The organism is Argonema galeatum A003/A1 (assembly GCF_023333595.1).
Taxonomy (GTDB): Bacteria; Cyanobacteriota; Cyanobacteriia; order Cyanobacteriales; family Aerosakkonemataceae; genus Argonema; species Argonema galeatum.
Genome location: NZ_JAIQZM010000013.1, coordinates 82,485 through 102,690 on the forward strand (window position 1 = coordinate 82,485; position 20,206 = coordinate 102,690).

The 20,206-nt window shown below is 44.5% G+C and carries 16 protein-coding genes and 1 pseudogene; 6 read left to right on the top strand and 11 right to left on the bottom strand.

Features of this window, described 5'->3' with window-relative positions:
- The first annotated feature begins 26 nt into the window (after positions 1–26).
- Positions 27–587, top strand: coding sequence for a Uma2 family endonuclease (locus LAY41_RS15705; protein WP_249099555.1), 561 nt, complete (start codon positions 27–29; stop codon positions 585–587).
- 378 nt (positions 588–965) lie between these two features.
- Complete coding sequence (locus LAY41_RS15710) at positions 966–1,310, top strand: hypothetical protein (RefSeq protein WP_249099558.1); 345 nt, start codon at positions 966–968, stop codon at positions 1,308–1,310.
- A gap of 257 nt (positions 1,311–1,567) precedes the next feature.
- On the opposite strand, the gene LAY41_RS15715 is transcribed toward LAY41_RS15710, so the two are convergent.
- From LAY41_RS15715 to LAY41_RS15765, 11 genes are all read right to left on the bottom strand, one after another.
- Positions 1,568–2,065 carry a hypothetical protein gene (locus LAY41_RS15715; RefSeq protein WP_249099562.1) on the bottom strand — a complete coding sequence of 166 codons (498 nt, stop codon included), beginning with the start codon at positions 2,063–2,065 and terminating at the stop codon, positions 1,568–1,570.
- A gap of 168 nt (positions 2,066–2,233) precedes the next feature.
- Positions 2,234–3,271 carry a glycosyltransferase family 4 protein gene (locus tag LAY41_RS15720; protein ID WP_249099565.1) on the bottom strand — a complete coding sequence of 346 codons (1,038 nt, stop codon included), beginning with the start codon at positions 3,269–3,271 and terminating at the stop codon, positions 2,234–2,236.
- A 51-nt stretch (positions 3,272–3,322) separates the two neighbouring features.
- Positions 3,323–4,210: a glycosyltransferase gene (locus LAY41_RS15725; protein WP_249099567.1), complete on the bottom strand. Its 888-nt coding sequence runs from the start codon at positions 4,208–4,210 to the stop codon at positions 3,323–3,325.
- Positions 4,207–5,283: a glucose-1-phosphate thymidylyltransferase gene (locus LAY41_RS15730; RefSeq protein ID WP_249099570.1), complete on the bottom strand. Its 1,077-nt coding sequence runs from the start codon at positions 5,281–5,283 to the stop codon at positions 4,207–4,209. The genes LAY41_RS15725 and LAY41_RS15730 overlap by 4 nt, the downstream gene beginning before the upstream one ends.
- Positions 5,280–6,164, bottom strand: a complete 885-nt coding sequence (gene rfbD, locus LAY41_RS15735) for a dTDP-4-dehydrorhamnose reductase (RefSeq protein WP_249099573.1) — start codon at positions 6,162–6,164, stop codon at positions 5,280–5,282. The genes LAY41_RS15730 and rfbD overlap by 4 nt, the downstream gene beginning before the upstream one ends.
- Before the next feature lie 76 nt (positions 6,165–6,240).
- Positions 6,241–6,786, bottom strand: coding sequence for a dTDP-4-dehydrorhamnose 3,5-epimerase (gene rfbC, locus LAY41_RS15740; RefSeq protein WP_249099576.1), 546 nt, complete (start codon positions 6,784–6,786; stop codon positions 6,241–6,243).
- A complete protein-coding gene (locus LAY41_RS15745) occupies positions 6,783–7,082 on the bottom strand; it encodes a hypothetical protein (protein ID WP_249099579.1) in 300 nt (99 codons plus the stop codon). The genes rfbC and LAY41_RS15745 overlap by 4 nt, the downstream gene beginning before the upstream one ends.
- A gap of 52 nt (positions 7,083–7,134) precedes the next feature.
- A complete protein-coding gene (locus LAY41_RS15750) occupies positions 7,135–9,324 on the bottom strand; it encodes a hypothetical protein (RefSeq protein ID WP_249099582.1) in 2,190 nt (729 codons plus the stop codon).
- A 338-nt stretch (positions 9,325–9,662) separates the two neighbouring features.
- A complete protein-coding gene (locus tag LAY41_RS15755) occupies positions 9,663–11,669 on the bottom strand; it encodes a beta-barrel domain-containing protein (RefSeq protein ID WP_249099584.1) in 2,007 nt (668 codons plus the stop codon).
- Between the two features lie 101 nt (positions 11,670–11,770).
- Positions 11,771–14,758, bottom strand: a complete 2,988-nt coding sequence (locus tag LAY41_RS15760) for a type I secretion system permease/ATPase (protein ID WP_249099586.1) — start codon at positions 14,756–14,758, stop codon at positions 11,771–11,773.
- Between the two features lie 244 nt (positions 14,759–15,002).
- Positions 15,003–15,761 carry a peptidylprolyl isomerase gene (locus LAY41_RS15765; protein ID WP_249099588.1) on the bottom strand — a complete coding sequence of 253 codons (759 nt, stop codon included), beginning with the start codon at positions 15,759–15,761 and terminating at the stop codon, positions 15,003–15,005.
- A gap of 263 nt (positions 15,762–16,024) precedes the next feature.
- Between LAY41_RS15765 and LAY41_RS15770 the strand changes: the two are divergent.
- The 4 genes and pseudogenes from LAY41_RS15770 to LAY41_RS15785 all read left to right on the top strand — a co-directional run.
- A pseudogene (locus LAY41_RS15770) lies at positions 16,025–16,870 on the top strand (calcium-binding protein); the annotation flags it as partial.
- An 18-nt stretch (positions 16,871–16,888) separates the two neighbouring features.
- On the top strand, positions 16,889–18,724 hold the full coding sequence (locus LAY41_RS15775; protein ID WP_249099725.1) for a methyltransferase domain-containing protein: 1,836 nt from the start codon (positions 16,889–16,891) through the stop codon (positions 18,722–18,724).
- A gap of 81 nt (positions 18,725–18,805) precedes the next feature.
- A complete protein-coding gene (locus LAY41_RS15780; RefSeq protein ID WP_249099590.1) occupies positions 18,806–19,348 on the top strand; it encodes a Uma2 family endonuclease in 543 nt (180 codons plus the stop codon).
- 54 nt (positions 19,349–19,402) lie between these two features.
- Entirely contained in the window at positions 19,403–20,023 is a 621-nt protein-coding gene (locus LAY41_RS15785) for a Uma2 family endonuclease (RefSeq protein WP_249099594.1), read from the top strand.
- Positions 20,024–20,206 lie beyond the last annotated feature (183 nt).

Genomic DNA, 20,206 nt, shown 5'->3' on the forward strand with positions numbered 1-20,206 from the left:
AATAATATTCAATGGTGGAGGTAGCAATGTCTGTCCAATTACTGAGACGAAAATTTACAGTAGAGCAATATCACCAAATGGTTGATGCTGGTATCCTTACGGAGGATGACAGAGTAGAATTGATTCGAGGAGAAATTGTTGAGATGACATCAATTGGTAGAAGACACGCAGCTGGTGTAAATAGATTGGTCAGATTATTTACCCAACTTCTTGGAGATAACATAATACTTTCTCCCCAAAATCCTGTTGAATTAGATGAAGGATCTGAACCTCAGCCAGATGTAGCCTTGTTGCAACCCCGTCCAGATTTTTATGAGTCAGGACATCCTCAAATACAGGATATTATTTTGTTAATAGAAGTGGCAGATACGACAGTTGAATCTGATCGAAATGTCAAAATTCCGCTTTATGCTGAAAATGGTATTGTGGAAGCTTGGTTAGTGGATATCAACGAGCAATGCGTTGAAGTTTATCGCTCACCATCGCCAACAGGTTATCAGAATGTGCAGAGGTTTGTGCGCGGTGAAAGTTTATCTATACTAGCTTTTCCCGATATTAATATTACTGTAGATGATGTGTTGGGATAAGGTAATTAAGCCCCAAAACCCGCAAGGGAATCAATTCCCTTGCTAATAGCGAAAGTCCTCTTGCATAGGACTGGAAGAAAATTTCAGTCCTATGCAAGAGGACTTTCGCTATGAAACGGGGGTTTGAACCCCCGTCGGGTGATTTCCACAGGTGCTTCAAACTGAACCCCGGAAAATATCTAGTTCTGAAAGTACAGAATTTTCTGTACCTCAGCAAACGGAAAAAGAACGATAATGCTACGCATCGCTTCGCGATCGCACTCCCACCAGAATCACCCATAAGACGCGATCGACTAAAATTGAAGATAATACCAAGCCTTCTGAGTCGCCTTACTATGGGGCGGCGTTTTATGCGATCGGGCCATAGGAGTCTAAATCATGTCATTTGACGAACAAAATCTGGAAGCTTTTATTGAATTATTAAACGATAAGCGATCGCGCTTATTCACTCCTCAAGATATCGCTAACTTAACTAAATTAATCGACTCCTTACCAGACGATATCGAAAAATTGTCGATCGCGATCGCCTCTTGGTATGAAAAACGCCCGAAAATCCTTGATGCTCAACTCGATATCCTCAATAATCACTTGAGTTCTGGAAGTAATCTTGATGATGTCAACTCTTCAGAATCCCAACTCAACAAACAAGCTTTACAAAAGGCTATTCAGCAAAGTTCCGCTTCTGTAACTTCCCAGATATCACCCCCTAAAAAACTTTTGTAGGGTGCGTTAACGCAGTGTAACGCACCCTACGGCTACCACTCTAAGCCGGGGAACCCCACCCCCAACCCCTCCCCGCAACGGGGAGGGGAGACTATTACTCCCCCTCTCTGTTGTGGAGAGGGAGGGGAGACTATTACTCCCCCTCTCTGTTGTGGAGAGGGAGGGGAGACTATTACTCCCCCTCTCCGTTGCGGAGAGGGGGTTGGGGGGTGAGGTTTGTCCTGGCGATAGTTAGTAGCCCATCCTACAACTGATTGCTACTTTCCATCTTTATCGATGTCACCAGGAATAGTGCGTTCAACCTTATCCCAAGCTGCACGAGTGGCGTGTTTAGCCTTTTCCCAATTTAAATTCGATCCGCCACGCTTCGTTTCGTAGTCACGCTGTAGATGCGGCTCGATCTCATCGTAGGTTTTGCCGGAGTAGAGGCCGTAACCTTCATAGCCAGTGCGATAGGCCGGTGCATAGTCATCATAACCCAGACCGGGCTCAACGTAAGGCTCAGAGGTGTAGCGTCCGCGCCAGTAATCATCCTCTACTGTGGGATCGATCGATTCGGCGACACTCTTACCAGCCAAGCCGCCAACCACCGATCCTACTGCAATACCAACAGCCGCGCCTATTGGGCCACCGATCGCACCGCCGATCGCCGCACCCACAGCACCAGCGCCTGCTGCACCAATCCCCGTCCCTACTGGATGCGCCCCAGGTTCGCCAGAAATCGGGTCGCGGTTTGCATCAGGTTCGTTACTCATAATACTTGTTTCCTTTTATCGGTTTCTACTGATATTTTGATAATTTAGTATTAACTGATAAAGCAGTCTTCCCCCCCAGGGAATAATTAAAATGACCCTTGAATGTAACTTTGGGTATAGATAGAAAGACTAGCAAAAAAAAGCGGCTATATATTGATATAACTCCTGTTACATATATCGCTGTAACACCGCAGCGGTAGCCTCTCCCGTTTTTTCCCAACTGAATAGTTTGGATCTGGCAATCCCCGCTTGACGTAAGTGCGATCGCAATCCCGCATCATTAGCCACAGCTTGCATCGCCTCTGTTATTTCTCCAACATTATATGGATTAACCATAATACCCGCATCGCCAGCAGCTTCTGGCAAAGAAGAAATATTAGATGTAATTACCGGAGTACCGCAAGCCATTGCTTCCAAAACCGGCAGTCCAAATCCTTCCCAAAGGCTGGGAAAAACGAGTGCGATCGCCTGATTTATTATTATAGGCAATTCACCATAAGGAACATACTCCAAAAATTTCACTCGATCGCTTATATTCAACTGTTCTGAGGCTGCTTTCAAAACAGGTGTGAAGCGTTTGTCAAACGATCCACCTATCCACAATTCGCAGTCACAGCATTTAGGCAAAGCAGCAAAAGCTTCAATCAGTCGCATCATATTTTTGTATGGATCGTGTCTGCCTATGTACAGAAAATAATTGCGAGTCGGCAAGTCTAAAAATCGAAAATGATTTGCATCATGTGCTAACAAAACAGCCGTAACTTTCTCTGATGGAATATCGAAAAAATTAGTAACATCCTTCGCCGTTGATTCTGAATCGCAAATAATATGCTGTGCTTGTGACAACACTAAGGGAAGGAAATATCGATTGTAGCTAGTTAACGGCGAAAATCGCTTGGGAAAACGCAGGGGAATCAAGTCGTGAACCGTCACTACATATCGGCAACCCGAATATAAAGGCGCTTCTGGAAGAGGAGAAAATAAAAGATTCGATTTCAGCTTTTGGTAAATTTTGGGCAGTTGAAACTGCGTCCACAAAAGGCGGGATAAGTGTCCTTTTCTACCTTGTTCTGGTGTTAAATTTTGCGGGATTGGGTAGCAGGTAAAGTTATCTATCTTTTGGGAAACCAATAAAGTCGGGTTTAGGAATTGAAGGTGAGGAAATAGATTGATTGCGTAAGTACTAATACCCGTTGGTTTAGACATCAAAAAAGACAGATTTAGCAACATCGGATTCAACCAGATTGAAGATCGATTTTAGAAACCCGGTTTCTCTAAGAAACCGGATTTCTGAGAGATTCTAAGTACTCTCTTTAAATAAAGCAATATGCCATATAGTTTGCCAAATGCAACTTGCGGTTTCACTGGCATTAAGATAATTGCATGAAAAACAAGGCGAGTCAATCTTAATATTAAAAACTTCTTCTTAGCATAACGTTCAACAGCTAATATATAGCTGTATGTGCTATACTTAAATTTTCCTAAGATATTTCTGCTTGTGATTGACGAAGGATGATGAACTACGCCAATTTTATGGGCGATCGCAATTAAATGTCCTTGGCTGGCATAGCGTCTGCAAAAATCAAAGTCTTCGTAATATAGAAAGTAATCTGAATCGAACTGCGGGCAATCGTGAAACCTTTTTAAATTAATTAATAAACTGCAACCGCTGATCCAAGTACTTTCTAAATAGGGTAATTCTGACTTATTATTATAGATAGTTTTGGCTCTGATTTCTCCATTTTCGGTAATAAATTCACCCCCAGCAAACCAAACTTTACCAGTTGGCGTGTAGACAATCGTACCGACGATTGAAAGTTCGGGATGCGCTGCAAAAAACGTCGGGACTTTCTCCAAAGCGTCTGGGAGTAGGTAGGTATCTGGATTAATAATCCACACAATTGCCTGGGTATCTTGAGTATAAATCCAATTTAATCCTAAGTTGCAAGCTTGACCAAAACCCAGGTTACTCCCAGCTTCAAGAATGAGGATATCATCACCTTCCAGATGATGGATAGAGTCATCATCTGGGGAGTTATTGATAATGATAATTCTGTAGGCAACACCTCTGCTTGCTTGAATTGAGCTAATTAAACTAGCGATGAAATCACTGGAATAATAGTTAACTATGACAAAGTAAATCACGCTAGTTCAATTTGACTGTCATCGCCAATCATAAAACGCAAGGCTTTCGGACGTTGTGGGGCAACAGTTAACTGGGCGCGTTGTCCAATCACGCTGTCAACAATTCTTTGATGAATGCCTACAATTTTAGCACTCTGCAAAATCACGCTATGATCGACTTCAACATCAATCAAGGTGACACGATCGCCAATGCTACTGTAAGGGCCAATAAAACAATGTTCTAAATAGCAGTTGTTGCCAATAATAACGGGGCCGCGAATAGTACAGTTAATCAATTTAGTACCGGAACCAATTTGCACTCGCCCAATTACCTGACTGCGATCGTCTACTTCGCCAAGAATAGATTTTGTCAGACAGGTGGTATCCAGAATAATTCGGTTTGCTTCCAGCAAATCATCTTTTTTGCCGGTGTCTAACCACCAACCTTCTAACTGACAAGCTTCAACTTTTTTTTGCCGATCGATCAAACATTGGATAGCATCGGTAATTTCCAGTTCCCCACGGGCGGAGGGTTGGATAGCAGCGATCGCATCATGAATCGCAGTAGAAAAAAAGTAAATTCCCACCAGTGCTAAATTGGAAGGGGGAACTTTCGGTTTTTCCACCAACTGCAAAACTCGCCCATTTTCATCAACTTTGGCAACACCAAAAGCACTGGGATTAGACACTTGGCGCAGCAAAATTAAAGCATCTGTCTGCTGGCTTTTAAAGTTGTCTAAAAATACGCCCAACTCGCTTTGAATCAAGTTATCGCCCAGATACATAATAAAAGGCGAGTCTTCCAAAAATGGCTGGGCAACTTTGACGGCGTGGGCTAAACCGGCGGGTTGGTCTTGCAGGATGTAAGTAATTTTAGCACCGAAGCGATCGCCATTTCCCGTCTTAGCTTTGACTTCCTCCCCAGTTTCGGGGCTAATAATAATCCCAATATCGGTAACACCAGCGGCGACAATCCCTTCAATCCCATACCAAAGAATTGGCTTATTGGCAACGGGAACGAGTTGCTTCGCCCCTGTATAGGTGAGAGGTCGCAAACGAGTTCCTTTACCGCCGGAGAGAATTAATGCTTTCATAAACTACGAGTGTAGAGTTCGGCTAACATCTTTCTTAATCCCTGTCGCCAGTGCGGCGGATAAGTTCCCAGGACTGCTGATATTTTGGCACAGGATAGAACAGAATAGGCAGGGCGACGCGCTGGTGTGGGATATTCAGCTGTTGTAATTGGAATCGTTCGTTGAATTTTCAAATCCCAGCCTAACTGTTTTGCTTCTTCAAATATAGTAACGGCAAAGTCGTACCAGCTGGCAACGCCACTATTTGTATAGTTGTAGATTCCGGCAATTTCTGGAGTAAATAGAGGAATCAGTTGCGTAATTGCACTTGCCAAATCTGCTGTACAAGTGGGGCTACCAATCTGATCTGCAACAACTCGAATTTCTTCACGTTCAGCCCCTAATCTCAGCATAGTTTTGACAAAATTTCCTTTACCGCCAACACCATAAACCCAAGCAGTTCTCAGAATAATGTAATTGTCGCAGGTTTTCTGAATTGCTATCTCACCTTCGAGTTTGGATTTGCCGTAGACACTTAGGGCATTGGTGGCGTCGCTTTCCCGGTAAGGGTGGCTTTGGCTACCGTCAAAGACGTAATCGGTGGAAATGTGAATGAGGGTAATTCCCAACTTTTGGCATTCTTGGGCTATGATACCGGGTGCGATCGCATTTATTTTCTCAGCCAATTCCGGTTCGCTTTCGGCTTTGTCCACCACCGTATATGCCGCCGCATTCACAACAACGTCGGGTTTTACTTCATTTATAACCTGACGAATAGCGTCTGGCAGCGTTAAATCCAGCGTCTCCCTTCCTACACCAATTACTTCACCCACAGGCACAAGAGTCTGCTGCAATTCTTGCCCCAACTGTCCCGCAATGCCTGTTACTAAGATTCGCGTCATTCGATTTTGGATGAGAGGATGAGAGGATTGACCTCACGGATGAATACGGGGGCGACCAAACCAATAATTTCAAAGGTTATGGAAATACTTCTGCTGTTTTGAAGGATTTACCAGCTTGGTCTTTGGCGGATAATATTGGGGTTGCTTCCAGAGGCCATGCGATCGCCAAATCCGGGTCATTCCACAGAATACACCTTTCGTGCTGCGGAGCATAGTAGTCAGTAGTTTTGTACAACACCTCAGCAACTTCCGAAACAACCAAAAAGCCGTGGGCAAAACCGGCTGGAATCCACAGTTGGCGTTTGTTTTCAGCACTCAGCAGATAACCGACCCATTGCCCAAACGTAGGCGAACTTTCTCTTATATCCACCGCCACATCAAATATCTCACCAACAACCGATCGCACTAATTTTCCTTGAGGCTGTTGAATCTGATAGTGTAAGCCACGCAGAACATTTTGGCTAGAACGAGAGTGATTGTCTTGGACTAAATGTGCCGTTACGCCCATTTTATCTGCAAACGATCGCTCATTGTAACTTTCAAAGAAAAAACCACGCGCATCGCCAAATACTTGCGGTTCAATCAGCAAAACATCGGAAATTTCAGTGTTGACAACTTTCATTGACTTTGCAATATGTGAGTACCGTTTAACTTAAAAGCTTTTCCCGTGTTCGTGTCAAATGCCCAAGCATTTATTTTCACCTGGCCTTTTGGCAGTTTACTTACAGAAAATGATTTTTGCCAGCCTGACATAAAGTATCCGTCTTTTTTCGTTATTTTGGCAACCTCCTCCCTTTTTGTTCTTGTATAAGCCATAAAACCGATGCTCCATCCTAACTTTATAATCAATTGTCCTATAAAAACAGCAGAGTAGACAACAATAAAAACAAAGCTCGCCCCTTCAGGATTTTTTCGCATTCGTTTATACTCCTAAATGAAAACTACATTAGTTGGAAAATACTTGCTCTCTTTATCTTAAAATTTCTGCAACAGGATATGAAGTTAAACTTACATCTATATCACCTTTGTACAATAAAGAGTTACTTATCGAAAAACTAAATGACTTGACTGGAACAGGAAACTGTCCTTTAAAAAAAGATAGAGCATCATCAGGATTTTTCGGCAAGTGGCTCATTATAATACCGTTTTTGGCGTTGTCTGGCACAATTCTATATTCACTTTTCACACCATTCACATCAGTTACAGCTATGTTTATAGGCGGTACTCTAAAAATAGTTTTATAGATTTTACCAAAAAAAGAATATTTAAAATCAACAGCTGCACGAACCACCTGTCCATCATCAACTTCTATTGACTGAGAAGTATTCCAGGGCAGGGATGTTTTCTTTGCTAAAGTACCTGCCGAACACTGACTTGAATTAAGTTTTGCCAATAGCATCAATTTTGAGAGCCCAGGCATATTGATAAATTCCGAAAATTTATCGGCTATTCTGTAATTGCAAAAGAGATAAAAGAAAGTTTCTGGTTCGTCAAAAAAAGGATATCTGCCATCTATGCTATCAAAATTATAAAAAATGTATTCTCTTGGATTTTTTGATAAGCTTTTCATGTTTAAGTGGTCAAGAAATGCTGTATAAGCAGAGTATGATTGAAATATTGGTCTTGGCTTCCAGTTAAGTTTGTTAGCTTCTACCAAGGAAATTTCCCAAGGTATAATATCTATTTCTTTAGATTTTACTAGCTCTATTACACTGTCTGGTAGTTTGATTTTAGAGAGTTTGACCTTACTTTTGGCATTCACTTGGTCTTGCAGCTTGTTCAAGTTAATCAAGGCTGATGCCCTAGCAGCTACCCGTTCGGGAGCAAACTCTGCAAGTCGTCTGTTTGTACCTTGGGGAAATGACTGATTTCCAAATGGGTTAGAAGTAAATCCATATATTAGCATAATGAGCAACAGGTAGATATGGATCAAAAAGGAAAATTTGATTGTAGGAAGTGTTTTAGCTTTAGTAATACATATAGAAACTAGGAGAGGGGTAGAACTTATAAACCCAATAATATGCTCATCCTGACGAACAAACCCGTGTTTAAAATTCATCCATAATATAAACGCTATAGATAGGGAAAGACCTACGGAATATTCCCTGCCACCTAAAATTAAAAGTGCAAAGATTAAAAATATTTCAGAAATTCCAACTATTAGCTCCAATTTTGAGCCCACCAAACTCATTGCACTGGAGTAACCAGAAGAAATTTCTAAAGCGCCTCTCAAATAGTCTATTAGGGGATGATTGAAATAAAAAATTATTAATATAAAGCAAAAACAGTAGACAAAATAAAATACGCCCCATCCTGTAATTCTTGGCTTTAATATTCTGGTTAAAACTTTATTGCTATTAATAACTTCCCCCAGGGTGAGTAAAATTTTACGGCTAATTACTTGCCGGGTAACCCACCATGTTGATAAGCCAAATATTACTGATAAAATAATAGAAATTATCAGCTTCAGAAAACTGTTTATATATGATTTATCTAAGGTTATAAATAGCACGGAGTTGGTTACCAATAATGAATCTATAATGGCGAATACTATCAAGCTTATATTTTTTTTATGTTTCAGGGATGAATAAAGCTTTTCCGACAGTAATAAAAGGAGCGAACCAAGTATAGTAACTCCTAGATTCAGCTTCAAACTCAAGCAAAGACCGGCAAATACTGCCAGCCCCAAAGACCAATATCTTATAAAAATACCATCATAAAATAACAAAATAATTATAAATATAAATGAAATTTCAATGGTCGTATTTGACGATAATTTACTAAAAATAAAAGGAAATAATAAGCTGAGAATGAGAGATGCCTTTGTCAATTTTGTTCTTAGCTTTAAGAACTTTATCCAAACCAATCCAAATAATACAAAGTATACTAAAAAGCGAAAAGATACTATAGAAAAAAAGTTTTTATCTAATACAGCCCCAGAAGTTAGGTATCCGATCGGGCCATACGTGAACACAATGTCTCGTCCAAAAATCAGTTGATCTGCTGAGGCACGACTGAGCGCATATTGCCAAGATGGGTCTAAACCTATTCTTATTCCATTCGGCATTGGTAGAAAAGCGATGAAGCAGTATGCTACTGGAAGTGCCCAGATTAGGAATAGCATACAGACTTTAAAATACTTGTACAGAGTTGCTGGCACTTGCAGTGTCCCGTTTAACTTTGTTAACCATATTACACTAAACCGTGTAAATTATTTTTATACCAAATCCGGGTTTGTTACCCCATGAGAATTTTTGGCATAAAGATTGTAGAGACGTTTCATGAAACGTCTCTACAGCCTAGAGACATAAAGGGGATAATCGTTGCGGATTGGGTATTACTCCTGTACTAAGTAGGTGGGCGTAAATAAGCTGAACACGCAGAAACCCGGTTTCTCCCAACGCCACAGTTGGATGCTACATAAAACAATTTGGGGTCAGCTAATGCCTTCCCCAAAAAACAAAACTTAGCGCCGTCCTTGAGCTAATTTACAAACAGTTACTTAACGGTCTTAAGGTCATCAACCTGCTTTTGGAACAACTCTGTAAAGATACCCAGCACCGTCCGATTACGCACCTTTATACTGGCATTTATCGCCATACCGGACTGAAGGCGAATTTCCCTATTGTTGTATTTTAACGTCTGATTTTCCAGCTGTATTTTGGCAGGAAAAGCATAATAAGGACGTTGTTTATCGGGAGCGGGCGCTAAAGCATCCGAACCGACAGAAGTCAGTGTACCCGTCAGAGTGCCATATTCGGTGGATGGGAAAGATTCAACATTTACCTCCACCTTCAACCCATTTTCTTCCTTCTTCAATTTATCCAAAACCTGGCCGAGATCGCGGTCTGTAATGTATATTTTTGCCACCAGTTTATCGGTAGGCACAATTGACACCACTGGTTCCGCATCAATTTGCCTGACAACATATCCCGGTGAATTTGGTTTGAGATTAAATACAATTCCATCAACTGGGGCTCGCAATTCTTGGTACTGAACAGCCTGTTTTGCCTTTTGAATTTGGCTCTCAATTTCGTCTAGCTTTTTCTTATTTTCCAATCTCAATCGAGCTAGCTGGCTATCAATTTCTGCAATCTTTTGGTGGTTATCAGCAATTTTCGTGAATATATCTTTGGCAGATAAATCACGAGTATTTTTCAACTGTTGCTTCGCCCGATCGATGGACACGGTGATGCGTTGTTGCTCTCCCTTCAGACGCTCTATTTCAGCTTGCGTTTTTAAAAGTTCGGCTTCGCCGTTGGCAACTTCACCTTGGCGGTTTGATATTTCAGATCTGCTGGCTACGAGTTCCTGGCGGCGTCTCAAGATTTCCGCTTCGCTTGCCGTGATTTCCTGGCGGCGTCTTAAGATTTCCGATTCACTTTGCGTAACCTCATTTTGGCGCGTCAAAATTTCCGATTCTCTTTCGGCAACATCATTTTGGCGCGTCAAAACTTGTTGCTCCTGCCGTCGAGATTGCAGCTCAGATATCGCCCCTTCCGCCACTACGGATCTGATCTTATCTAGAAGGGTTTGATCTGTAGCGAGTAGAGCTTTAGCCGTTTGCGATCGATCAACCGCTCTGGGTAATTGCAATTTAGCTGTTTCAAACTGCTGGATCGCCCTGGGTAATTGCAATTTAGCTGTTTCAAACTGCTGGATCGCTCTGGGTAATTGCGCCTGGGCTGTTTCAAACTGCACCTTAGCCAGTTGTAATCGCTCCTTGGTCGTCGCTAATTGCGTACTAGCAAAGGGCAATTGTGCCGAGCCTGCGGCTAATTGCACTTGCACCTGGGCGAGTTGCGTTTGTAACTCTTGAACTTGCAACTGAGCTGCTTCCACGCGAGACCGCAATTCGGCGCGGCTGGCAGTTAAAAGGTTCTCTTGGTTGGCAAAGAATTCGTCCCCGCCGCCAGCTACTTTCGATCCATTCATCTGAGCTTTTAAGTATTGATTTTCGGCGATGAGAGCAGATCTAGACTGGGTTAGCGCTTGTAATTCGGGACTGCCTCCTGTTCTTGCGCCATTGACTTGCGCGTAAAATTGATTTTCCCGCAGAAGCGTTTCGCGCTGTTTGAAGAGCGAGTCCAAATCTGCTTGGGGTGCTGTGGGGTCAAGCGTAATCAAAAGCTGACCTTTTGTCACCTGCTCTCCGTCTTTGACAAAAATCTCGCGTACCACGCCGCCGTTGGGTGCTTTCACTTCTTTGGCAGCACCTTCCGTTTCCAATTTACCCATAGCTGGGATTGATTGCTCGATCGGGGCAAATGCTGCCCAAAGTAGAGCGGCACCAGTCACGCTGACAATTAGCCAAACAAAGGCGTGCGACCACCAAGAAGGTCGCTCTAATAGGATAGGTTGGTTATCTGGCTCAAAAGGAGGCGGAGGAGGGGAAACTGGTTCGGGAGGAACCCAAACGGTATTAAAATCTTTTACTTGAGCGCTACCGTTGTGTTTGCCGTTACCGTTACCATTGGAACGATCGACTATCTGTTTGTTGGTCATGATTTTTTATTGGTAATTGGTAATGGTTAATTGCGAATTAAAGATTTCCCAAAAGCAGATTGAATTCAATTTCAAATCTTCAATCTGCTTTTGGGAAATTATTAAGAAATTTCGGACTCTTGTTGCTGGTAGAGGCAATAGTAACGTCCTTTAAGAGCCATTAATTCCTTGTGAGTACCCTGCTCGACTACAGAACCTTGATCCATCATCAGTATGACATCGGCACTTCTGACGGTGCTGAGTCGGTGGGTGATGAAAAAGACGGTGCGACCCTGAAATGCGACTGCGAGGTTTTCGCAGACTTGGCGCTCGGAATTGTAGTCTAGGGCGCTGGTAGCTTCGTCCAAAATCAGCAGTCTGGGGTTTTGCAGGACGGTGCGGGCGATCGCAATCCGCTGTCTTTGTCCCCCCGATAAACTGGAGCCGCGCTCTCCCACTATAGTGTTATAGCCATTAGATAAGCTCATGATAAAATCGTGAGCTACCGCCACCTTGGCTGCCTCAATAATTTCCTCATCGCCAGCTTCGGGATTTGTCAGGGCAATATTTTCCCGGACGCTGCCATTAAATAGCAGCGTATCCTGTAGCACCATCCCAACTTGACGGCGCAGAGAATAAAGTTCTACTTTGCCGATATCGTAATCATCAACTTGAATCCGTCCGGCGTTAGGCTCGTAAAGCCGCTGTAGCAATTTCATCAGCGTACTCTTACCAGAACCGCTCTGACCGACAATCCCAACAAACGTACCGGCGGGAAATTCTACATTGACATTCACCAGTTGCAGCGGTCCGCTGGTATTAAACCGGAACGAAACATCTTCAAACTTCACAGCCCCTTCAATTAAAGGCATAGTGATATTGTTGCGATTGTTTTCGTCTGCCTCTGGTTTAGCATCCAGAACGTCGCTGAGCCGTTCTATAGACAGAGCCGTTTCTTGGAAGTTTTGCCACAGCTGCACCAACCGCAGCAGAGGGCTAGTCACATAACCTGCAATAATGCGGAACGCAATCAGCTGCCCCAAAGTTAGCTGAGGTGGGTTGGATATCACCATAGAAGCTCCCACCCACAAGAGCAGCAGACCGGACAACTTATTAAAAAAGCCGCTGAGAGCGCTAGCGGTGCTAAAAGTCAGCACCGTCTTAAACCCTGCCGCGACATAGCGAGCATAGCGTTCTTGCCACTGCCAGCGCGATTTCAGCTCGATATTTTGCGCCTTGACCGTCTGAATCCCGGAAAGAACTTCCACTAAATAGGATTGAGCGTCGGCATAGCGTTCGGCTTTGGTGCGTAACTGACGCTGGACGATCGGGGAGACAATTAACGTCAGAATGGCAAATAGCGGGATGGTTGACAAAGCGACTATTGTCAGCGGCACGCTATAAACGAGCATGAAAGCGATATAAAATATCGAGAAAAAGGCATCAAGTACAACCGTCAGAGCTGTGCCGGTGAGAAACTGACGAATATTTTCCAGTTCGTTCACGCGACCTGCCAGTTCCCCTACCCGACGATGGTCAAAATAGTTCAGAGGCAGTCGTACCAGGTGGTCGATTACCTCCGCACCCAGGGTGATGTCAATCCTGTTGGTGGTATCAACAAATAAAGTTGTCCGCACGTAAGTCAGCAGCGCCTCAAACACTGCCACCACCAGCAACAGCAACCCCACGCTCTGTAGGATGGTTGTGCTGCGCTCCTTGATTACTTGGTCGATAATCACCTGGGTAGCTAGTGGGTTTGCCAAGGCAAACAGCTGCACTAAGAACGAAGCGATAAAAACTTCTATTAAGGTTTTGCGATATTTGGATATGGCGGGCAAAAACCAGCCGAGGCCGAATTTTTCTTTCTGTTCTTCAGCACGCTGTTGCAGCAGCAGTACCGCCCCTTCATTTCCCCAAGTTTCGGCAAACTCCCGTGGATGTCGGCGGCGAATTCCCTCTTCTGGCGTCGCTATCACCAGTTCTTTTTCGCTGATGCTGTAAATAATGGCGAAGCTATCTTGCCATTGAACCATTGCTGGTGCTTTTAATCTGGGTATTGCCTGAGCTTGTACTTCCACAAGTTGGGCGCTGATGCCCATGATCTCGGCTACGCCACCGCAGGTTAGGAGTGTAATGCTTCCTCTGGCTTTGAGCTGGTTATCCAACACTTTGCGAATGACATCTTTGCGGAAGGGTACGCCCATCTGTTTTGCCAGCATTTTGAAGCAAGCTAGCGGGGCTTCTATTGTGCCGCGACCCCGAAAATAGGGGAATTTCTGGTGTGTAGCTATGGCTTCCGGGGGTGCGGGCTCGATGGGGGGTGCTAGAGGAACATCTTCAAAATCTCTTGTTGGCGCATCCCTCTCAATCTGCTGTACGGGTGGCGTCACATCTATAACTGGCGACGGTTCAACCGGAAGTCGCACTCCCAACAACCTAGCACCGTTTTTGCCTTTGACGGGAACCCAAGGGCCTGATTCACTTGCTGGAAATCTGCTGCCGGTGGAGAATGCGCCGATGAAGCCGCTGCTGACCAGCCAAACCCTATTCCGGTCTAATTCGGGAAGGGTTACCTGACCGTTTGGTAAGTTCAGGACTTCGGTGTCTTGCCAAACTTGGAAGGTTAGTTCTTTGAGATTTACGCTTGCTAATGCTCGGCGCTGCAACTCCAAGCTTAATAGTTCAAATAGTTCGATGCGGCTAGAACGCTCTCGGAAGGCTTCATTGAGAATTGGTTCTTTATCTAGGTAGGATAAAAATTCTGCTGCTGGGAGAGTTATGCAGATGACTTCGCTGGAGGCGATCGCTGTTTCGCAGGCGACTCCCCTTACCAATCCTACCCAGCCCAGGGCTTCCCCCGGCCCGACCACTTGCAAGCTGGCGGGGCTTTGGGTGCGTTGGTCGTAGCCCAACAGTCGCGCCTGTCCTGTATAGACGATCGCTACTTGTGTGGGCATCACTTCCCTTTGCAGGATTGTTTGCCCGATGCGATAGCGCAATAACTGGCATTGAGCGGCAAAACCCTCTAGACTTCTGGAATTTAGTCGGTTAAAGGGCTCTATTTCGGCCAGAAAGGTTTGAATTTGCGATCGAGAAACTGTTTGGGTCATACACCACCAGAATAATTAGATGTGGGATATCGCATCAGGTACGGGAGAGCTTTTTCAGCTTAGCTGTCTTTACTTATATGTTTTTTCTTCATTGTCTTTCCTTCATATTTCTGGCAAGGATACCTCTTTACCCTTTACCCTTTACAAAACTTTCATCTTATGCGCCTGGTAAGTATAAATTTAGAATAGCTTACCAAGATGTGGGACGCTTGCAGCAGAATATTGGTTTCCCGCACGAGCGCCCCTACACGATCGCCGCTGACTCCTCCGTTTTCTCCGCTAAATGCAGAGTTCCCATTTTTTTCACCTGCTCCGAGATCCAAGTTTCAAACATTTCGTCGATCAGGCGGCGACGCATTGCGTCATCGAGCTGAGCTGGCATAAACTTTTCTAACCGAACGATTACAAACCATTCCGCTAGGGCTCGCGGTTGCCAAAGTTGACCTGGTTGACTGACTGAGAGCAGTTGACCGATCAGGGGATGGGGCTGCCGGATCGGCACTGGCCCCAATACTCCTCCCGTATTGGCTTCTGGCCCCTGAGAATATTGTTTAGCTAGCTCGCTAAACGTTTGTTCGCCTTCTTGGACGCGAAAGTATATTTCTTGGGCCAGTCCCAGGTCTTTGGTGCGGATGAGAGAGTAGACTACCTGGTCTAGATACGATTTGCGTGTGAGGAAATAGGATTCCACTTTAGAACTCCAAGTCCCCTGCTTAAATTTTTCCAGCTCAAAGGGGCGCACTACGATTTCCTCAAACTCTTCTTGGCTTAACCCTTGGCTTTCCAGCCAAGCTTGCCGAGCTTCTGGTGAAGAAATCTGATATTGCGCTTCAGTTTGAGCTACAGCGCCTTTCCTCTCTTCCTCGCTAAGATCGATATCGGCGATCGCCTCGTCTACGATCAGCCCACGCAAAAACTGCGGCATTAACTGATACCGATTTAGCAGTACCAGCATTTCATCCGCTTGAATTACTTTGTTGCCAGCTTGAAACAATCCTGTCATTGCTCTCTGTTACCGAGCTTAAAAAAAGTAAGCATAACTCATTATTAAACGCTTAATATAGCACGTCAATTTTCCACTTCTATTTTAGATTAGAATATCGAGTAAAATTGTCTCGTTGCTGCGGTGGCATTCTTTCCTCACTTGAATTAGAGATTACAACTCAGAAGGGGACTCCTGCCAGCAGATGTTGAAAAACTTAAGACTCCCGCAAGTTGCCACGCGGCTTGTCAAGATTTTGTTAATACACTATTGTAACCAACCTTATGCGGATTCTGTTCACTCTTCCTCACTTCTTCAACCCAACCGATAACGGAAAGCACGGTTCCCAAGCTAAAGATCCTCAGCCGCGCATCCAGGCGCTAACTGCTTCTATCACTGCTTTGCACCAGTTATTAGGTAAGTCCCAGAGCAGCATGGACATTGCCAAGGGGGCTCCCTTGCCTGTCAATCAGTCCCAAGCTCATGACATAGATATAGTTATCTGTACTACTAAAGATTCTCACCTTCTGGATCGGATTCCACTTCCGTCACATTTCTACAAGCATTACCGTACCAATTCCGAACCGATGCTATTGGGCTTTGAGTGTCAGGCACTACTGAGAGACTGTCTTGGTAGTTATGACTACTTCTGCTATATGGAAGACGACCTGATTTTGCACGACCCTTGGTTTTTTGCCAAACTCAAGTGGTTTACCAATCAAGCGGGTGATATGTGCCTGCTGCAACCAAATCGCTATGAAATCTCGCCCGCTAATCACAGGGGGGACGCCAGTACCACAAGCCAAAAAACCTACATCGACGGGAACCTGGTATCGCAGCTAACAGCTAAATTTCAGAATTTGCAAGAGCAACCGGAACTGATCGGGCAAATCATGGGTAACCCGGTAACTTTCAGTCGTGCTAGTAACCCCCACGCGGGCTGCTATTTCTTGAATGTTTCGCAAATGAACCATTGGAGTAGGCAGCCTTATTTTCTAGACCGCGATACCAGTTTTATGGGCCCTTTAGAAAGTGCCGCCAGCCTTGGAATCATGCGATCGTTTCAAGTTTATAAGCCTGCCTCCCAGTATGCCAATTTTTTGGAAATTGAGCATTTTTGCACGGGTTGGAGCGAAAAATTCTTGCAAATGTTCGCTGATAAGCAGAGGGAGAGGGGCAGGGGGGCAGAGGGGCAGGGGGGCAGAGGAGCGGGGGAGCGGGGGAGTGGGGGAGCGGGGGAGCGGGGGAGAATTCTCACTCAGGACTCAGGACTCAGGACTCAGGACTCAAGGTTGCTACCTGACTATTACGATCGCATTAACCCAGATTTGCTCAGGTTGCTGCCCGGTGATGCCAAGGTAATTGTCGAGGTTGGCTGTGGGGCTGGAGCTTTGGGCCTACACTATCAGCGGATTAATCCCCACTGCCAATATATCGGTCTGGAACTGAATGAGACGGCGGCTTCGATTGCCGCGACAAGGCTAAACAGAGTGGTGGTAGGAAATATTGAAGACCCAAATTTAGATCCAGAAATTGCCGAGGGTACGGTTGATTGTCTGGTTTTTGGGGATGTACTGGAACATACGATCGACCCTTGGGCGGTACTCAAACGCACTACTGCATGGCTCAAGGAAGACGGTGAAGTTTTGGCTTGTATCCCCAACGTACAGCACTGGAGTCTGATTCTCAAGCTGTTGCGCGGGAAGTGGGAGTATGAGGATGAAGGTTTGCTCGATCGCACTCACCTGCGCTTTTTCACCTTGGATAGCATCAAGCAGATGTTTGCTGAAGCCCAGTTACAGGTGCATGAGATTCAGACGCGGGGACGAAAAGGGGAAGAGTTCCAAAAGTTTCAGCAGCAGCTCATGCCATTGGTGAAGGAGTTGGGCTTAGATCCGGCTCAATTTGGCGTTCAGACGGGTGCATTTCAATACGTTGTCCGGGCTACCAAGTCGCCTGTAGCGCGGCGGTTGTTGATCCAGACGATGATGATGGCTCCTTTAGCGTGCGATCGCGTCCGGGTATTGGAGCCCGATCGCTTCAGCTCTACCATTCCAGGCGTAAGGACAATTTCCGCAGTAAAAACAGCCGATTTGAGCGTAGGGCAGCCAGGAGAGGATAAAGTATTTATCTGGCAGCGGGGTAATTTGCAAGCTCCAGATGATATCCCCAAACTACAAGAACTGCTGCGACGAGATTATTTAATCATTGCCGAAATTGACGACGACCCGATGCGCTGGCCCGCTCATGGAGAAAATCAGTTTTTCAGCTACCGGGCTTTCCACTGCGTACAAACCTCTACAGAGCCTCTGGCCGAATTTTTGCGCCAAATTAATCCCAATGTTGGTATTTTTAAGAATCAATTGGCTTACTTACCAGAGCCAAGACAATATAAATCCGATGACTCAATAACTCTCTTTTTTGGAGCTCTCAATCGGGAAGAAGATTGGGCTTCCATTATGCCAGTTTTGAATAATGTGCTAGCCGAATATGCCGATAAAGTTCGCGTGCAGATAATTCACGACAAGAAGTTTTTTGAGGCATTGGCAACGCCCCATAAAGACTTAGAGCCATTTTGTACTTACGAACGATATCAGAAAATTCTACATACCTGCGATATTGGTTTCCTGCCTCTAAATCCAACCAGATTTAACAGTATGAAATCCGATCTCAAGTTTATTGAATGTGCTGGACATGGTGTAACTGTGATGGCTAGTCCCACCGTGTATGAAAGCTCAATTTTGTCAGGAGAAACCGGATTAATTTATCGCTCCGTAGAAGAGTTTGAGGTTCAGTTGCGCCAGCTGATTGATGATACTGCGTGGCGGCATCAATTGGCAGCAAAAGCTTACCAATGGGTGAAAGACAATCGGTTACTTTCTCAACACTACCGCGAACGTCGCGATTGGTATTTGCAAATGCGGGATGAATTGCCCAGATTGAATGAGGAGTTGCGGAGTCGAGTCCCGGAATTGTTCAGTTGAGTGCAGGTTAGAATTGAAAGATAGTGAAGAAAATAAAAAATTAGGAGAACGCTCGTGGTTGCAATTTCAGAGAAATACTATATGACCCCCCAGAAATACCTGGAATGGGAAGAAGACCAAAATATCAAATACGAATACGTTAACGGCGAAGTCTTTGCTATGACTGGGGGAACTATTCCTCATAACGCTATTGCTCTTAACTTGGCTTCTAGCCTAAAAAACCACTTTCGTGGCGGTTCTTGTCGTGCTTTTATGGCAGATGTTAAAGTGCGCGTATCCGAAAAGGGGCCATTTCATTATCCTGATGTGATGGTGACTTGTGACGATCGCGATCGACAAGCAATTCAATTCATCCAATATCCCTGTCTAATTGCCGAAGTTCTCTCTCCCGGTACTAGAGGTTTCGATCGCGGCGACAAATTTACCCACTATCGCCGGATCGAGACTTTAAGGGAATACATTTTGATTAATTCTAGACGGATAAATGTGGATTGCTATCGGCTAAACGAAAGAGGTATTTGGGAATTACATCCTTACGAGGAGGGAGAAGAGATTCATTTCACAAGCGTCGATTTTCACTTTCCTATTGCTTTGCTATATGAAGATGTGCAGTTGCCGAATTAATTTAGCGATCGCACCCTCAACTCAACCTACAATTCTGAATAAGGAGCTTATAGTATGATTACAAACACTCTAAAAAAGCTGACTTTTGAGGATTTTCTCGAACAGTGTCCTGAAGATGGAATCTACGAACTGGTAAATGGGGAAATTGTACAGATGGAACCAATAAGAGCGCATAAAAATGTGGCGCGATTTCTAGTCAAGTCTTTTGACAGAGAAATCGATCGCTTGGGACTTGACTATATTCTTGACAACGATATAATTATAAGAACGGTGACTGCTGATGGGAAAGAACAAGGTAGAAACCCAGATGTTAGCGTAGTTAGTCAATCCCTGTGGAACTCAAAAGTTACCGCCTACGGTGCTATTACAGAACCTCTTCAATTAGCAGTGGAAGTAACTTCGAGTAACTGGGATGATGACTATGTAGATAAACTCGATGAGTATCAACGTTTGGGCATTGCTGAATATTGGATTGTAGATTATTTAGCTATAGCTTCCAGAGCTTATCTAGGCAATCCAAAAGTTCCTACAGTTTTCGTTTATCAATTGGTTGAAGGTCAATATCAAGCCAAATCTTATAGAAGCAATCACCGCATTATCTCCCCTACTTTTGCAGAATTAGAGTTAACTGTTGAGCAGATTGTACAAAGCAGTCAGATCCGAAAACTCGCTTAAGCTCGAGCTTGTAGCTTGTCGCCCCGTCAGGCCGAATCAGTTGGTGGTGTCGCCCACCTGACGGGGTGACAACCCCGTCAGGTGCAAGTTATCAGTTTTAATAGACTGTCAGATTAATATTCAGTCCACTTCAGTGGACTTTCGCTATTAGCCTGGGATTTGAATCCCAGGCGGGTTGGGTAC

Bases quoted from the DNA above. Each gene is read 5' to 3' on its own strand.
- LAY41_RS15705 (WP_249099555.1), top strand. From the start codon at position 27: ATGTCTGTCCAATTACTGAGACGAAAATTTACAGTAGAGCAATATCAC.
- LAY41_RS15710 (WP_249099558.1), top strand. From the start codon at position 966: ATGTCATTTGACGAACAAAATCTGGAAGCTTTTATTGAATTATTAAAC.
- LAY41_RS15715 (WP_249099562.1), bottom strand. From the start codon at position 2,065: ATGAGTAACGAACCTGATGCAAACCGCGACCCGATTTCTGGCGAACCT.
- LAY41_RS15720 (WP_249099565.1), bottom strand. From the start codon at position 3,271: ATGTCTAAACCAACGGGTATTAGTACTTACGCAATCAATCTATTTCCT.
- LAY41_RS15730 (WP_249099570.1), bottom strand. From the start codon at position 5,283: ATGAAAGCATTAATTCTCTCCGGCGGTAAAGGAACTCGTTTGCGACCT.
- rfbD (WP_249099573.1), bottom strand. From the start codon at position 6,164: ATGACGCGAATCTTAGTAACAGGCATTGCGGGACAGTTGGGGCAAGAA.
- rfbC (WP_249099576.1), bottom strand. From the start codon at position 6,786: ATGAAAGTTGTCAACACTGAAATTTCCGATGTTTTGCTGATTGAACCG.
- LAY41_RS15745 (WP_249099579.1), bottom strand. From the start codon at position 7,082: ATGCGAAAAAATCCTGAAGGGGCGAGCTTTGTTTTTATTGTTGTCTAC.
- LAY41_RS15755 (WP_249099584.1), bottom strand. From the start codon at position 11,669: ATGACCAACAAACAGATAGTCGATCGTTCCAATGGTAACGGTAACGGC.
- LAY41_RS15760 (WP_249099586.1), bottom strand. From the start codon at position 14,758: ATGACCCAAACAGTTTCTCGATCGCAAATTCAAACCTTTCTGGCCGAA.
- LAY41_RS15765 (WP_249099588.1), bottom strand. From the start codon at position 15,761: ATGACAGGATTGTTTCAAGCTGGCAACAAAGTAATTCAAGCGGATGAA.
- LAY41_RS15775 (WP_249099725.1), top strand. From the start codon at position 16,889: ATGTTCGCTGATAAGCAGAGGGAGAGGGGCAGGGGGGCAGAGGGGCAG.
- LAY41_RS15780 (WP_249099590.1), top strand. From the start codon at position 18,806: ATGACCCCCCAGAAATACCTGGAATGGGAAGAAGACCAAAATATCAAA.
- LAY41_RS15785 (WP_249099594.1), top strand. From the start codon at position 19,403: ATGATTACAAACACTCTAAAAAAGCTGACTTTTGAGGATTTTCTCGAA.